The 13,708-nt window shown below is 62.0% G+C and carries 16 protein-coding genes; 8 read left to right on the top strand and 8 right to left on the bottom strand.

Translation table 11 applies throughout. From position 1 onward, the window contains the following. Positions 1-101 precede the first annotated feature (101 nt). Entirely contained in the window at positions 102-629 is a 528-nt protein-coding gene (locus ABL914_RS03305) for a hypothetical protein (protein ID WP_391561732.1), read from the bottom strand. Between the two features lie 158 nt (positions 630-787). On the opposite strand from ABL914_RS03305, the gene ABL914_RS03300 reads away from it, so the two are divergent. Then, positions 788-1,390, top strand: coding sequence for a class I SAM-dependent methyltransferase (locus tag ABL914_RS03300; protein WP_391561731.1), 603 nt, complete (start codon positions 788-790; stop codon positions 1,388-1,390). On the opposite strand, the gene thiS is transcribed toward ABL914_RS03300, so the two are convergent. Together thiS and ABL914_RS03290 are read right to left on the bottom strand one after the other, a co-directional pair. Then, on the bottom strand, positions 1,387-2,379 hold the full coding sequence (thiS, locus tag ABL914_RS03295; protein ID WP_391561730.1) for a sulfur carrier protein ThiS: 993 nt from the start codon (positions 2,377-2,379) through the stop codon (positions 1,387-1,389). The two genes, ABL914_RS03300 and thiS, sit on opposite strands and share 4 nt — an antisense overlap. 19 nt (positions 2,380-2,398) lie before the next feature. Then, entirely contained in the window at positions 2,399-2,770 is a 372-nt protein-coding gene (locus tag ABL914_RS03290) for a MerC domain-containing protein (RefSeq protein WP_391561729.1), read from the bottom strand. A gap of 94 nt (positions 2,771-2,864) precedes the next feature. On the opposite strand from ABL914_RS03290, the gene ABL914_RS03285 reads away from it, so the two are divergent. The 4 genes from ABL914_RS03285 (at position 2,865) to rpsI (ending at position 6,025) form a co-directional block, all read left to right on the top strand. Continuing rightward, positions 2,865-3,944 (top strand): COX15/CtaA family protein, encoded by a 1,080-nt coding sequence (locus ABL914_RS03285; protein ID WP_391561728.1) that lies wholly within the window; start codon positions 2,865-2,867, stop codon positions 3,942-3,944. A 232-nt stretch (positions 3,945-4,176) separates the two neighbouring features. Beyond that, positions 4,177-4,887 (top strand): hypothetical protein, encoded by a 711-nt coding sequence (locus tag ABL914_RS03280; RefSeq protein ID WP_391561727.1) that lies wholly within the window; start codon positions 4,177-4,179, stop codon positions 4,885-4,887. 170 nt (positions 4,888-5,057) lie between these two features. Beyond that, on the top strand, positions 5,058-5,537 hold the full coding sequence (gene rplM, locus ABL914_RS03275) for a 50S ribosomal protein L13 (protein WP_391561726.1): 480 nt from the start codon (positions 5,058-5,060) through the stop codon (positions 5,535-5,537). Then, positions 5,537-6,025 carry a 30S ribosomal protein S9 gene (gene rpsI / locus ABL914_RS03270; RefSeq protein WP_391561725.1) on the top strand — a complete coding sequence of 163 codons (489 nt, stop codon included), beginning with the start codon at positions 5,537-5,539 and terminating at the stop codon, positions 6,023-6,025. The genes rplM and rpsI overlap by 1 nt, the downstream gene beginning before the upstream one ends. Positions 6,026-6,077: 52 nt before the next feature. Here rpsI and ABL914_RS03265 read toward each other — a convergent pair whose 3' ends face one another. The 5 genes from ABL914_RS03265 to ABL914_RS03245 form a co-directional block, all read right to left on the bottom strand. Then, complete coding sequence (locus ABL914_RS03265; RefSeq protein WP_391561724.1) at positions 6,078-6,812, bottom strand: metallophosphoesterase family protein; 735 nt, start codon at positions 6,810-6,812, stop codon at positions 6,078-6,080. Beyond that, positions 6,812-7,075: a hypothetical protein gene (locus ABL914_RS03260; protein ID WP_391561723.1), complete on the bottom strand. Its 264-nt coding sequence runs from the start codon at positions 7,073-7,075 to the stop codon at positions 6,812-6,814. The genes ABL914_RS03265 and ABL914_RS03260 overlap by 1 nt, the downstream gene beginning before the upstream one ends. A gap of 172 nt (positions 7,076-7,247) precedes the next feature. Continuing rightward, positions 7,248-7,991, bottom strand: a complete 744-nt coding sequence (locus ABL914_RS03255; RefSeq protein WP_391561722.1) for a LytR/AlgR family response regulator transcription factor — start codon at positions 7,989-7,991, stop codon at positions 7,248-7,250. Continuing rightward, positions 7,984-9,180, bottom strand: a complete 1,197-nt coding sequence (locus ABL914_RS03250; RefSeq protein WP_391561721.1) for a sensor histidine kinase — start codon at positions 9,178-9,180, stop codon at positions 7,984-7,986. The genes ABL914_RS03255 and ABL914_RS03250 overlap by 8 nt, the downstream gene beginning before the upstream one ends. An 82-nt stretch (positions 9,181-9,262) precedes the next feature. After that, positions 9,263-10,783 (bottom strand): fumarate hydratase, encoded by a 1,521-nt coding sequence (locus tag ABL914_RS03245; protein WP_391561720.1) that lies wholly within the window; start codon positions 10,781-10,783, stop codon positions 9,263-9,265. Between the two features lie 187 nt (positions 10,784-10,970). Here ABL914_RS03245 and ABL914_RS03240 point away from each other — a divergent pair, with 187 nt between their 5' ends. From ABL914_RS03240 to ABL914_RS03230, 3 genes are read left to right on the top strand one after another with little or no spacing between them, the layout of a single operon-like run. Continuing rightward, on the top strand, positions 10,971-11,567 hold the full coding sequence (locus tag ABL914_RS03240) for a protein-L-isoaspartate O-methyltransferase (protein WP_391561719.1): 597 nt from the start codon (positions 10,971-10,973) through the stop codon (positions 11,565-11,567). A 3-nt stretch (positions 11,568-11,570) separates the two neighbouring features. Continuing rightward, positions 11,571-13,034, top strand: a complete 1,464-nt coding sequence (locus tag ABL914_RS03235; protein WP_391561718.1) for a TolC family outer membrane protein — start codon at positions 11,571-11,573, stop codon at positions 13,032-13,034. 50 nt (positions 13,035-13,084) lie between these two features. Further along, on the top strand, positions 13,085-13,567 hold the full coding sequence (locus ABL914_RS03230; protein ID WP_391561717.1) for a DUF2497 domain-containing protein: 483 nt from the start codon (positions 13,085-13,087) through the stop codon (positions 13,565-13,567). The last annotated feature ends 141 nt before the right edge of the window (positions 13,568-13,708 follow it).

Raw genomic sequence — 13,708 nt, 5'->3', positions numbered from 1 at the left:
TACCTCATCCAACCCAAGGGCTTGATTAGGACGCTGCCGCAGTTGGGGCAAGTCATTCAGGATTATTGCAAGGCGAAGGGTATCGGGCCAACGGCCCAAAGCTAGGCGGCCTCTTTCTCAACCCATTCGGGATAGAAACTGGGCTCACGCGCGGACCAGCCCGGCGCGGTCGCGGCCGCTTCGCTGATCGATTGCAGCAGATGCTTGCGCCGGTCGGGGCGGATTTGCGGCAAGGCTGCCCCGGCGCAAAAGGCGGATGGCAGGAACGGCCGAACATCGGCCCCAAGCAGCCGCTCATACAAAAACCGGAATGCCGAAAAGCAGGTCAGGCGGTCTTGTGCCAGATCGAAGGCCGCAACCCGCACCAGTTTGCCCATAAAGCTTTCCAGTGCATCAAAGCCGGTTTCCGCCGGGATCATCCCGCGCAGGGTCTTGAGTTCCTGATAGGCGACATATTGGCTGCGGATCGCCGCGCTTTCCTGGGCATCGCGGGCCCACAGCTTGAACGCGTCCTGCCGGCCCAGGCCGATATCAAGACTGCGCTTGATATAGCGCTGCTCACCCGCCGAAAAATTGGCAAATTCGCGCAGTTCGGCGATTGTCAGCGATGCAGTACCTGTATTGGCCATATGAGCCCCCGTTGGATCGGAGACAAAATTGCCGCAATATGGTTATGATCGCGTTAACCACGATGGCGAATGGCGCGTGACTGGGCTGCTAGGGGACACCACCAGGCAGTAGCGCCGGTACGCTTGACACTTGCTGGCGTCAGGCAGATTCCAGCGCCATGATCGGACATGATCCTCGCACTCTCGAATTCTATGCCGATGAAGCGCCGGATTATCATGCCCGCTGTCAAAGCGGGATCAACTGCGATCTTCCGCGTTTTCTTGATCTACTGGCAGCGGGCGCCTCAATTCTCGAGTTGGGGTGCGGGGCAGGGCGGGATGCGGGCTACATCGAAAGCAGGGGCTTTTCGGTCGAGCCAACCGATGGCGTAGCCCAGATGGCGGCGCTTGCTGCGCAGCGCCTTGGCCGCCCAGTCAAAGTGATGCGGTTTGGCGATTTGGCGGCGATTGAAGCGTATGATGCGGTCTATGCCAGCTATTCCTTGCTCCATGTCCCGCGCAGCGGACTGGCCGATGTTTTGGCCCGAATCTGGCGCGCACTGAAGCCCGGCGGCTGGCATATGGCAACTTATAAGAGCGGCGGAGTCGAAGGGCGCGATCGCCTCGATCGCTATTTCAACTATCTCTCACCCGAGCAAGCCGAGGCATTCTACCGCGAGGCTGGTGAGTGGCAAGCGCTTGAACTTACCCAAGGCGAGGGTGCTGGTTACGACGGGCGCATCTCGCCCTGGGTCAACGTGATCGTCCGCAAGCCCGGTTAGATCAGCCCCGCCAGCGGGCTCGACGGATCGGCATATTTGCGAGTCTGCATCCGGCCCGAAAGATAGGCGTGGCGCCCGGCTTCTACCGCCAGCTTCATCGCCCGGGCCATGCGTAGCGGGTCCTTGGCCTCGGCAATCGCGGTGTTCATCAGCACCCCGTCGCAGCCAAGCTCCATCGCCACGGCGGCATCGCTGGCAGTGCCGACCCCGGCATCGACCAGCACTGGAACCGAAGCTCCTTCCACAATCAGGCGGATCGTTACCCGGTTCTGGATCCCCAGACCCGATCCGATTGGTGCACCCAGCGGCATCACCGCGACCGCCCCGGCGCTTTCCAGCTGCTTGGCTGCAATCGGATCATCGGTGCAATAGACCATCGGCAAAAAGCCTTCGCCGGCCAGCACTTCGCAGGCCTTCAGCGTTTCACGCATATCAGGATAAAGCGTTCGCGCCTCTCCCAGCACTTCCAGCTTGACCAGATCCCAGCCGCCAGCTTCGCGCGCCAGCCGCAGCGTGCGGATCGCGTCATCTGCGGTAAAGCAGCCAGCGGTGTTGGGCAGGTAGGTGATTTTCTTGGGATCGATAAAGTCCGTCAGCATCGGGGCCTTGGGATCCGATACGTTTACCCGGCGCACCGCAACGGTCACAATCTCTGCACCCGAAGCTTCAAGCGCCGCGGCGTTCTGCGCAAAGTCCTTGTACTTGCCGGTGCCGACAATCAGGCGTGAGCGGAATGTGCGGCCGGCAACCGTCCAGCTATCGTCTTGCCCGCCGCCAGCCTGCCCGCCGCCAACGAAATGCACAATTTCCAGCGCATCGCCGTGGCCCAGCATCACCGTATTCAACGCTGAGCGAGGCACAATATCGCCGTTGCGTTCAACCGCGACCTTGGCCGGATCGAGATCGAGACTGCGCACCAGATCGGCAACGCTGCCAGGTGCAGTGCGGCGGGTTTCGCCATTGACGGTAAGGGAAAGAAGATCGGTCATCGCTGACCGCAGATAGCGATCAGAACGAATGGCGCAAGTTGCGCAAGTGAGCCCAGCCAACCATGCCCACACCAACTATCGTCAGCACAGCTTCTTCGGTGCCGTGGCCAACGAACAGCGCCAGCCCCATTAGGCCCAGCCCAGCCGCGCCAACCTGAAGCGGAACCGGATCGCCATGGCGCATCACGCCCATCGCCAGCGTAACCGCACCAACCGCGATCGCCAGGGCCAGTCCAGCCCGGTGAATCGCCGGGGCCAGCAGCACTTCGCCGCCCAGTCCCAGACCCGCCACCAGCAACAGGCCCGCCAGGCAATGCAGCGCGCAGAGCCCCGAGAGCAGTACGCCAACCCGGTCCAGCCGGTTGCGAATCAAAACGAGAGCCTGACGCATCGTGAGCTGCATGTATGAGATAGTGTAACGTATTTCAAGGGACCTTCACCGACAGACACTTGCGCTTCGTCGCGATTGGCAGCAGGGGCCGCTGATGGTCCATGCGCCGCTCGCTCCGCCGCCCTACCGCCCCCTGCTGCTGGCCCGCTGGCTGTGGGTGGTTGTATCCTGCCTGATCGTGGTGCTGGTGGTTGGCGGGATTACCCGCCTGACCGAATCGGGGCTTTCAATCACCGATTGGAAACCGGTAACCGGGGTGATCCCACCGTTGGACCAGTCCGGTTGGCTGGCAGAGTTCGAAGCCTACAAACTGATCCCCCAATATACCCAGATGAACGGCCCGGCCGGCATGACGCTGGAGGAATACAAGTGGATCTATTTTTGGGAATGGCTTCACCGGTTTCTGGTGCGGATGGTGCTTGGCACGTCCTTCGTTCTGCCGCTGGCCTGGTTCTGGCTGCGCGGGGCGATCCCGCCGCGCTTCAAGCCGCGCTTGCTGGGCCTGTTGGCATTGGGCGGCGCGCAAGCGGTGGTTGGCTGGCTGATGGTCCGCTCTGGCCTGTCCGCCGGCGCCGATGTCAAGGTCAGCCACTATTGGCTGGCAACCCACTTGATGCTGGCGCTGGGATTGCTGGGCTGGCTGGCCTGGACCGCGCTTGATCTTGCTGCGGTAGCGCGCGGGCAAAAGCCGGTCCGGCCCCGCGGGATCGGACTGGCGGCATTGGCGGCGGTGTTCGTTCAGCTATTCTATGGGGCGCTGCTGGCGGGCCTGCGCGCTGGGCCTGTGGCGGGCGGCGGCTGGCTTAACTGGGATGCCTGGCCGCTGATGCAGGGCAAACTGGTACCCGGCGGAATCGATTGGGACCGAGGTTTGGGCCACGTCTTGCTGGCAGATCCGTTCCTGATCCACTTCATCCATCGCTGGTGGGCGTGGATCGCAGTGGGGGTTCTGATCGTCCTGGCGCGCCGCCTGCGCCAGCATGATCGGCGCATTTCGATTGCGATTCACAGCGCCTTTGGGTTCCAGATCATATTGGGAATCGCCGCGGTGATGAGCGGGATCGCGCTGTGGCTGGCGGCGCTGCATCAACTGACAGGGGCTTTGCTGCTGATCGCAACCATTTGGGGTGCACACCGCATTGCAAGCAAAAACCACGATTTGGCAATTGGATAGACCAATCATTGGCCCAAACCCCGCCGAAAGCGTTACGGCAAGACCCTTACAATTGCTTGACGAAAGGCCTTTGCCCTGCGCCAATACTGACAATCCGAACTGACCAGCGCCGGTTGTTCATTTCGGACGAGGAACAGGAGGCAGGGGTGCCGTTCGAATTGAAGATTGCGACTTGGTCGGGCGCGGTCAGCTGCAAGGCAGTGCTGCAACCGTGAAACTGGCGGCTACATTCATGGCAACCGCGGCCGCGCTGGGGCTGGTTCCGGCGCAATGGTCGTCAAGCCACCCGGCCAGCGCAGCAGCGGCGCGGCGATTTGTTCCGCCAAGCACCGAATTCGTGATTTCGCGCAGCATTTTCCGGCTGTTAAGCGATGGCAAGCAGATCATTGTAAAGCGCAGCTACCGGGTCCAATTTGTTCCCGATGGCGAAGGATTTCGGCTTGATGGCGTGCTTATCGCGGTTGATGTGGATGTGCCGCCGGTCCTTGCCAAACTGGCTGAGGTTGAGCGAAAACGGTTGGATAACGGGTTGTTTCCGATCCTGCTTGGCGGCGACGGGGTAATCCACGATCAGACTGCGCGGGCGATTGATCGCGACGCCAGGCAGGATGTCGTCAGCCTGGGCGGGGATCTTTTGCGCAATCGCGAAGCCGATTCGCAGCGCCGCGATGAAGGCACCACGCTGATCGGCAGGCTTGCAACCAGCACGCCTGGTTCGCCCTGGCCGGCTGATCTGTTTTTTGCCCAACCCGGAGAGCGGCGGCTATCACGCCAGGTTACCCTGGCCGATGGCAGTGAGGGGTCGGTTGAAGTTGTAATGCGGGTTTCCGCGCTGCTGCCGTGCGGCCTGCCGCAAAGCGTTGAGCGGATCGTAACAACGCACCTGGCCGGAACCAGCAGAACCTCGCGCGAGGTTTTTACCATCACCTTTCCTGGGCCCTAGCCGGGCGCATCTGGCCGGGCGGTATTATTTTACCTCTCTGGAAACCCGCAGCAACGCTTGACTTAGCGCGCCATTTCGCAGAAAGGGCCGCTTCTTCGCGCTTCGGTGCGGATTCGTTTTCTTCAGGGCTTTCTATGGTCCTGGGAATTTGACCCTAAGGAATCATGCCCATGAAGGCGCTCAGCAAGGTCACCCGGTCAATCAAACCGGCCGAGGTGGAAAAGAAATGGCATCTGATCGATGCCGAAGGTCTGGTGGTAGGCCGGCTCGCGGTGATCATCGCCAATCATCTGCGCGGCAAGCACAAGCCGAGCTTTACCCCGCACGTCGATTGCGGTGATCACGTTGTGGTGATCAATGCCGACAAGGTGAAGTTCACCGGCAAAAAGCGCGATGGCAAAGTGTATTACAAGCACACCGGTTATGCCGGCGGGATCAAGGAAGTTACCGCAGCCAAGGTGCTCGACGGTCGTTTTCCGGAACGCGTGCTTGAAAAGGCAGTCGAACGCATGGTTCCGCGCGGGCCGCTGGGCCGTGCACAGATGCGCGCGCTTCACCTCTACAACGGCACGGAGCATCCGCATGGTGGCACCCAGCCCCAGCCGCTCGATGTTGCTGTCCTCAACCGCAAGAACAAGGTGGGTGCATGATGTCTGACACTACCGTCACCGATCTCGCCGATCTCGGCGAACACACCGAGGTTGTCCCGGCCGCTCCGACGATGCCGCTGCGCGAGCAGATCATCGATGCGCAAGGCCGCGCCTATGCCACCGGCCGCCGCAAGGATGCCGTTGCCCGCGTCTGGATCAAGCCCGGTTCGGGCAAGGTCACCGTCAACGGCCGCGATCAGGAAGTCTATTTCGCGCGGCCGACGCTGCGTCTGGTGATCGATCAGCCGTTTCAGGTTGCCGATCGTGCAGGCCAGTATGATGTGGTTTGCACCGTCAAGGGCGGCGGGCTTTCGGGCCAGGCTGGTGCGGTCAAGCATGGCATCGCCCAGGCGCTGACCAAGTTTGAACCCGCGCTGCGCGGCACGGTCAAGACTGCCGGCTTCCTGACCCGCGATAGCCGCGTGGTTGAACGCAAGAAGTATGGCCGGGCCAAGGCCCGCAAGAGCTTCCAGTTCTCGAAGCGCTAGGCGTTTCGCTTTTGCCAATACGAAAGGGCGGCTCTGCGGGGCCGCCCTTTTGCTATCCGGCCATTGTTTGCGGGGTTGCCCGAAGCGTTTCGCCATCCCAGTCAAGCCGGTTAAAGCTGGGTTGGGTGGCGCGCAGGCGCTGTGAAAGGGTGCCGGCCCCGATCAGCCTGATCGGCAAGCCATCGGCATCGATGTCAAGATCGAATGGATCGTGGACATGGCCCGAAAGGACCGCTTGCGCGCCGGCTTTGGCCAGCGCAGCCAAGGCGCCCCTGCCGCCCTGGGTAGAGCCCGAACCTTGGGTATCGGCATCGACCAGCGGGTGATGGCCGATCACCAGCCGCAGCGGCTTGGCCCGCTGGCGCTCAAGTCCGGTCAGCGCTGCATCAAGATCCTTGCCGGCGACGCGGCCCTTTGACCAGTTGAGCCGGAACTGGGCCCGGGCGATGGTTTTCAGCGGCACTACGGCTAGATCCAGCGGGACCGGCGCGGCGCAAAGCGCCTGATCCAATGCGTTGAAGCGCTGATAGGGCTGGATCATTCGCCGCACCATGTGGTGGTAATAGGGCACATCGTGATTGCCCGCGACCATCCTGAGCGGGGCTGGCAATGCGGCCAGCCAATCGCGCGCCAGCGCAAATTCACGGGCCGACCCGCGCATCGTGAGATCGCCGGTGCACAGGATCGCCGCCGGACGTTCGCGGCACGCTTCGGCCATGAACCAATCGAGCGCTGCCCGGTCCTCATACCCGAAATGAAGATCGCTGACATGGAACAGGGTAAGCATCAGACCCGCCCGCTGCGGATCAGCCAGGCGGAAAGCAGGTTCACACCGCTGTAGAGGGCATAGAAGAATACCCAGCCGGCCGATCCATTGGCGACCACCAGCATGGCGCCGACCAGCATCGCAAATTCCACCGCAAGCGAGAACCGCCCGCCCAGCATATAGAAGAACGGCACCCGGTCCAACAGCGGATGGCGGCTGTCGAGCACTGCTTGGTGCGCGGCAAAATTGGCTATGCCCAGAAGAAAGATCAGAAACAGACCCATACCGTTGGCTGTAGCGGGTGTTTGCCGGGCGCGAAAGGCGTGTCAGCCTGGCTAGAAGCTGCAACAGGGCAACACCGGCCCGCTCCCCCTCCCGGCCACCCACTCCTGGGGTAAACTATGCGTGGCCGGGAGGGGGAGCGGGCTGGTGTTGCTTCCGCGTAAGCAGATAGGCTCAGCGGCCCGCCATCGCCTTGGCCCGTGAAAGATAGGTTCGGCCGATCCGCACCTGGCTGCCGTCTTGCAGTTCGGCTGACCACACCCCCAGCCCATCATGGCGCAGGCCCGTGATCCGATCGCGCCGCAGGATGGTTGAGCGATGCAGGCGGATGAACAGGGCCGGATCCAGCCGGGCTTCAAGCCCCGATACGGTTTGCAGCAAAAGATAGCTGCGGCTGGCTTCGTCACCCTGGCTGACGTGGAGCCGGACGTAATCACGCTCGGCATCTATCCGGTCAACATCGGTTGCGGCGATCCGCAGCAGTTCAGAGCGATAGGGCACCCAAAATTCGCTGAGCCATTCCCGGACCCCGCGTGCACGGGTGCTGCGCCGGGCAGCAGCGCGTGCAACAGCGCGTTCAAGCCGATCGGGCGTGACCGGTTTGAGAACGTAATCAACCGCCTCAAGATCAAAAGCCTCAACCGCAAAATTGTCATGCGCGGTTACGAACACGACCGCAGGAGGATTTTCGCTGCGCAGCAGTACGCGCGCCACCGCAATCCCGTCCAGTTCGGGCATGGTCATATCCAGCAGCACCAGATCCGGGGCCAGCCCCTCGATCAAGGCCAGTGCCGTCTTGCCATCGCGGGCAGTGCCCACCACGGTGAGGCTGTCGAGCGCGGTGCAGATCAGCTCCATCCGCTCAAGCGCCAGCGGCTCATCATCGACAATCAGGGTGGAAAGCGGCGCTTCAGCCATGGCGTTCCAGCGGCAAGCGGATCAACGAACGCCAACCCCCGCCTTCCCTTGGTCCGGCGGTCAGGCTGGCGGCATCGCCATAGCGCGCGGCCAGTCGATCACGGACATTGGCCAGCCCGATCCCGAAACCGCCGGCACTTTCGCCAGCCTGGCCCGGACCATCATCGCTGACTTCGATCACCAGCCGGCCAAAATCCTCGCGCGCGGTAATCGTCACTGTCACTGCCCGGCTGGTGGAAGCCACGGCATAGCGCACCGCGTTTTCAACCAGCGGCTGAAGGATCATTCCGGGCACGCTGATTTCAGCCAGCTCGGCCGGCAGATCAAAGCGGGTTACAAGCCGTTCGGGAAACCGCACCGCCTCAATCTCAAGATAGGCGCGCTGCAGGGCCACTTCCTGTTCCAGCGCGACATCGCCGGTGGGGTCCTCGGCCAGGCTGCGACGATAGAACGAGGACAATGTCTGGATCATCCGCTCTGCCGTTTCAGCCTTGCCGGTCATCACCAGTGCGGAAAGCGAATTGAGCGTGTTGAACAGAAAGTGCGGGTTCACCTGATAGCGCAGCGATCGCAGCTCTGCCGCCTTGGCCGCACGCTTGTATTCGCCTTCGCGGCGCTCTGCCGCGCGCGCCGCTTCGGCGTTGACCATCGCAAAATACAGCGCCGCCCAGGCGAGCAGCAGGAAATAGCGCCCGATCGCGATATCGGTCAGCTGGCGCCACAGGCCTTCCTTGGCAAATTGCTTTTGCAACGAGGCGAGCTGCTCGGGGGTCAATTCGGGCGGATCGGGAACATCAACCAGCACGTTTCCGGCCGTATCGTGGCGCAGCTGCACATCCTTGGGATTGCGCTGTTCCTGAAAGTTGCGCTTGTCTATCCCGGCAAAAACCTGCGTGTTGATCAAGGCCAGCGCCAGTGCCGCTGGCAGCATCACCACTGCGGCTATTGTCATCCGCACGCCAACCCGGTGGTGATCGAACAGCCGCAGGATTGACCAGGCCATCGCTGTCACCGCGATCCCGGCCAAGGTTACCAGCGCGCGCAGGCCCAGCATTTCGGCGAAATAGGCCGGATCGATCAAGGCTGATCGCAGTGTAATCAGGACCAGATAACACAGCCACAGGCCGACAATCGAAAGCAGCACGCTGCGTGTGGGCACGCGGGTAGGCTGGGGGGCTAGAACGTCCATCAGAGCATCTGCCATAGCCAGACTGGCACTGCCATGGCCAGCGGGTTGGTCGAACGCAGTCTGGCCTTGGTCGAAGCGCCGATCACCCCAGCAAATGCTCCCTGGCGATCTTTTCGCGCCAGACCAGCGGGGCGAGCTGGTGAACATTGTTGCCTTCCGAATCGACCGCGACCGTCACCGGCATGTCCTCAACCGTGAATTCATAGATCGCTTCCATGCCAAGATCCTCGAACGCCACAACCCTGGCTTCGCGAATCGCCCGGCTAACCAGATAGGCCGCACCGCCAACTGCCATCAGATAGGCGGTCTTGCTTTGCGCGATCACTTCGGTGGCGCCTTGGCCGCGTTCGGCCTTGCCGATCATCACCAGCAGGCCAAGCTCGCACATCATGACCGTGAACTTGTCCATCCGGGTGGCAGTGGTGGGCCCGGCGGGCCCGACCACTTCGCCCAGCACCGGATCGACCGGCCCGACATAGTAGATCGCCCGGCCCTTGAAATCGACCGGCAGCGCTTCACCTTTTGCCAGCATGTCCTGGATCCGTTTGTGCGCGGCATCGCGCCCGGTCAGCATCTTGCCATTCAGCAGCAGCCGATCGCCCTGTTTCCAGCTGCGCACAATTTCTGGAGTAAGCGCATCAAGATCAACCCGGATGGCAGCCTTGTCTGGCGTCCATTGAACATCGGGCCACTGATCCAGCCTGGGCGTTTCCAGAAAAGTTGGTCCCGATCCGTCAAGCGTAAAATGGGCGTGGCGGGTGGCGGCGCAATTGGGGATCATCGCCACCGGCTTGCCCGCGGCGTGGCACGGCGCATCGAGGATCTTGACATCGAGGATGGTCGAAAGCCCGCCCAGCCCCTGCGCGCCAATCCCCAGCGCGTTGACCTTGTCGAAGATCTCTATCCGCAACGCTTCGATATCGTTATTGGCCCCGCGCGCCTTAAGCTGGGCCATGTCGATCGGCTCCATCAGTGCCTGCTTGGCCAGCAGCATGCAGTGTTCGGCGGTGCCGCCGATCCCGATTCCCAGCATGCCCGGCGGGCACCAACCGGCCCCCATCTGCGGCAGCATTTCCAGCACCCAGTCGACGATATTGTCGCTGGGGTTCATCATCTTGAATTTCGATTTGTTTTCACTGCCGCCGCCCTTGGCCGCAACATCGATCGAAACCTTGCTGCCCGGAACCATCGTAACGTGCAGCACACACGGGGTATTGTCGCGGGTGTTGCGGCGGGTGAAGGCAGGATCAGCCAACACCGAGGCGCGCAGCTTGTTTTCGGGGTTGAGGTAGGCGCGCCGCACCCCTTCATCGACCACATCCTGCAGCGATTGCTTCGAATCGAGCCGGCAATCCTGGCCCCATTCGACGAACACATTGACGATGCCGGTATCCTGACAGATCGGGCGATGCCCTTCGGCGCACATCCGGCTATTGGTCAGGATCTGGGCGATCGCATCCTTGGCTGCCGGGCCGGCTTCGGCCTGATAGGCATCCCCCAGCGCGCGGATATAATCCATCGGATGATAGTAGCTGATGAATTGCAGCGCATCGGCCACGCTTTCGATCAGGTCTGCCTCGCGGATGGTCACCATGTCTGTCATCGCCCGAATTCCTCTTGAACAACTGGCCGCGCCCCCATAGGCGCTGCACAGCCATGTCGTCAAAGCTGGCGTTATGATACTTGGCACAACATTAGCAATCGCTTATAGATGGGCGATTGCCTAACCGTTTTGTATGTGTAATGCTGTTTTGTATGTGTAATACAGTGCGCGAAAAGGGCCTGATTTCATGACTGTTGCTGCCGCTATTGACAGTTCCGCTGCTCGCCGGGCGATGATCGACGGCCAATTGAGAGTCAGTGGAATCAGCCAAAGCCCGGTTCTGGCGGCCATTGCCGCTGTGGCGCGCGAAAATTTTGTGCCCGCGGCGGCGCGGGGCCATGCCTATATTGACCGGGCGATTTCCCTCGATCAAGGCCATGCCCTGCCCGCGCCGCTGGTTCAGGCCATGATCCTGGAAAATGCCGATCTGGCCCCGGCTGATCGGGTCCTCGTGGTCAGCTGCGGCAGCGGCTATCTGGCGGCGTTGGTCGAGGCGATGGGGGCGTCGGTCGAAGTCTCGGATGCAGCCGATGCAGCAGCCGGTAAGCCCGGTGGAACCGGCTACAGCCTGATCCTGATCGATGGTGCAATTGAACATCTGCCGGCGGGATTGGTTGATCTGCTGGGCGAAGGTGGCCGGGTGGTAACGGGGCTGGTCCGCGGCGCGGTTACCAGCCTTGCAACCGGCCGCAAGCAGGCTGGAGCGGTTACGCTGCTGCCGATTGCCGATATTGGTATTCCGGTGCTGCAAGAATTTGCCGCACCTACAAGCTGGAGTTTCTAAGGCATGGTAAAGCCAGGTGTTTCGCGCGGGGGCCGCTTCCTTTTGCTGGCAGGCTGCGCATCGCTGCTAGCCGCCCCCACCTTTGCCGATGATCTGCGTGAGGCGCTGGTCCTAGCCTACAATACCAATCCCACGCTGCAATCGGCCCGGGCCCAGCAGCGCGCGACTGACGAAGGCGTGCCGCTTGCCCGGTCAGCGGGGCTGCCCAGCGCATCGGGCAACATCAGCCACACCGAATTCACCAGCCGGACCGGCAGCGCCATCAACCCGAACTCGCCAGAGCGCAATTTCGATGTCGGCGTTTCGTTCAGCGTGCCGCTCTATTCCGGCGGTTCGGTCAAAAACTCGGTCCGGGCGGCGGAAACCCGCGTTGTCGCGGGCCAATCTGACCTGCGCGGAACCGAAAGCGAGATCTTTGTTCAGGTCGTGGCCGCCTATATGGATGTGCTGCTGGCACAGGAAGTGGTCAAGCTGAACCGCGGCAATGTCGAACGGCTTGATGTGAACCTGCAGGCTACCAAGGACCGGTTTGAAATTGGCGATCTGACCCGGACCGACGTGGCCCAATCGGATTCGCGCCTGGCGCTGGCCCGCGGCCAGCTGCGCAGTGCCGAAGCGAACCTGATCGGCGCGCGCGAACGTTATATTCAGGTTGTCGGCAAGGAGCCGACCGACCTCAAGGCGCCGCCGCCGCTGCTGGGCCTGCCCGAAAATGCCGAAGCGGCGATGGCCTATGCGCTGGATCACAACCCCGATCTGCTGGCTGCACAGCAACGTGCCAAAGCGGCCGGATACGATGTCCGGGTGGCCGGAGCATCGCGGATGCCGCGGGTCAGCCTGTTCGCCGGGGCGGACTATACCGATTACTTCGGCACGCTGGGCGGGGTAAATTCCGCCTCGTTCGATCAAAGCGGCACTTCGACCCAGGCCGGGGTCCGCGCAACCATTCCGCTGTTCCAGGGCGGTGCCCCTTCGGCCCAGCGCCGCGCAGCCCAGGCCCGGCAGGATTCCGCGATGGAACAGGTGATCGGGATTGAACGTGGGGTGATTGCCAATGTTCGATCAGCCTTTGCCCAGTGGCAGGCTTCGCTTTCGCTGATTTCCTCTTCGCAGTCCGCAGTTGATGCCGCGATGCTGGGCCTTGAAGGGGTCCGCGCCGAAAATACCGTTGGCAACCGGACGATCCTCGACATCCTCAACGCCGAGCAGGAACTGCTTTCGGCGCAGGTCCAGCTCGAAACGGCCAAGCGCAATGCCTATGTTGCCGGTTTCAATCTGCTGGCCACAATGGGCAAAGCCGAAGCCCGCGATCTGGGCCTTGATGGCGGGATACTCTATGATCCCGAAGTCAATGCCGGCCGGGTGAGCGGAAGGATCTGGGACTGGAGCAACGATCCCGATCCAGCCACCGAATCAACACGAACCGTTGACACGCGCGCGCAGGACGGTTCAGTAACGGGTCAGTGATTCTGTCCCGCAACGGGACTGGTCAGACTTGAGTGCTTGGAGTTTGGGCGATGCGCCAGGTTGGCGAACCTTCGGTTGAGGAAATTCTTGCTTCGATCAAGAAAGTGATCGCGCGCGATAACCGCGAAGGCGCGGCTGTTGAGCGGCGCGAACGCGAAGAACGCGGACTGATCGAGGATCGCATCGCAGCACCCGGCGCTGAGGACGAGGAAGTGCTCGATCTGGCCGAGATGGGCGAGGAAGTTGATGGTGATGCCGATCTGGGCGACGCCGATCTGGAAGAGGCCGGTCTAGGCCAGCTGGTTGGCAGCGAAACCGTCAGCTCGATCAGCGAATCGCTTGCTGCTTTGGCGATGATGGCGCAGCCGCCAGCCGCGCCGCAAATCGTCCGTTCGGGCGAAACCTCGCTTGAAGGCATGGTTCGCGATCTGCTTCGCCCGGAACTGGCCAGATGGCTTGATACCAATCTGCCGCCGCTGGTTGAGCGCCTGGTTGCCACCGAAATCGCCCGGATCGTTGGCAAGAAGGGCTAGGATCGCAGCCTGTCTGGCGCTAACCAAAGCGCCATGACCAAAACCCGCACCGCGCTTGGCGCAATCGCCTTTGTCCTGACAGCTTCTGCGCTTCCGGCCCAGACCGGGGTGCAGACCATGACCCCGCAGGATCTGGTGACG

Origin of the sequence: Novosphingobium sp. (genome assembly GCF_040079535.1) — a bacterium.
GTDB lineage: Bacteria > Pseudomonadota > Alphaproteobacteria > Sphingomonadales > Sphingomonadaceae > Novosphingobium.
The sequence above is the reverse complement of the archived record's forward strand: the minus strand, read 5'-3'. Positions and strand labels throughout refer to the sequence as shown.

Bases quoted from the DNA above. Each gene is read 5' to 3' on its own strand.
- ABL914_RS03305 (WP_391561732.1), bottom strand. From the start codon at position 629: ATGGCCAATACAGGTACTGCATCGCTGACAATCGCCGAACTGCGCGAA.
- ABL914_RS03300 (WP_391561731.1), top strand. From the start codon at position 788: ATGATCGGACATGATCCTCGCACTCTCGAATTCTATGCCGATGAAGCG.
- thiS (WP_391561730.1), bottom strand. From the start codon at position 2,379: ATGACCGATCTTCTTTCCCTTACCGTCAATGGCGAAACCCGCCGCACT.
- ABL914_RS03290 (WP_391561729.1), bottom strand. From the start codon at position 2,770: ATGCGTCAGGCTCTCGTTTTGATTCGCAACCGGCTGGACCGGGTTGGC.
- ABL914_RS03285 (WP_391561728.1), top strand. From the start codon at position 2,865: ATGGTCCATGCGCCGCTCGCTCCGCCGCCCTACCGCCCCCTGCTGCTG.
- ABL914_RS03280 (WP_391561727.1), top strand. From the start codon at position 4,177: ATGGCAACCGCGGCCGCGCTGGGGCTGGTTCCGGCGCAATGGTCGTCA.
- rplM (WP_391561726.1), top strand. From the start codon at position 5,058: ATGAAGGCGCTCAGCAAGGTCACCCGGTCAATCAAACCGGCCGAGGTG.
- rpsI (WP_391561725.1), top strand. From the start codon at position 5,537: ATGTCTGACACTACCGTCACCGATCTCGCCGATCTCGGCGAACACACC.
- ABL914_RS03265 (WP_391561724.1), bottom strand. From the start codon at position 6,812: ATGCTTACCCTGTTCCATGTCAGCGATCTTCATTTCGGGTATGAGGAC.
- ABL914_RS03260 (WP_391561723.1), bottom strand. From the start codon at position 7,075: ATGGGTCTGTTTCTGATCTTTCTTCTGGGCATAGCCAATTTTGCCGCG.
- ABL914_RS03255 (WP_391561722.1), bottom strand. From the start codon at position 7,991: ATGGCTGAAGCGCCGCTTTCCACCCTGATTGTCGATGATGAGCCGCTG.
- ABL914_RS03250 (WP_391561721.1), bottom strand. From the start codon at position 9,180: ATGGACGTTCTAGCCCCCCAGCCTACCCGCGTGCCCACACGCAGCGTG.
- ABL914_RS03245 (WP_391561720.1), bottom strand. From the start codon at position 10,783: ATGACAGACATGGTGACCATCCGCGAGGCAGACCTGATCGAAAGCGTG.
- ABL914_RS03240 (WP_391561719.1), top strand. From the start codon at position 10,971: ATGACTGTTGCTGCCGCTATTGACAGTTCCGCTGCTCGCCGGGCGATG.
- ABL914_RS03235 (WP_391561718.1), top strand. From the start codon at position 11,571: ATGGTAAAGCCAGGTGTTTCGCGCGGGGGCCGCTTCCTTTTGCTGGCA.
- ABL914_RS03230 (WP_391561717.1), top strand. From the start codon at position 13,085: ATGCGCCAGGTTGGCGAACCTTCGGTTGAGGAAATTCTTGCTTCGATC.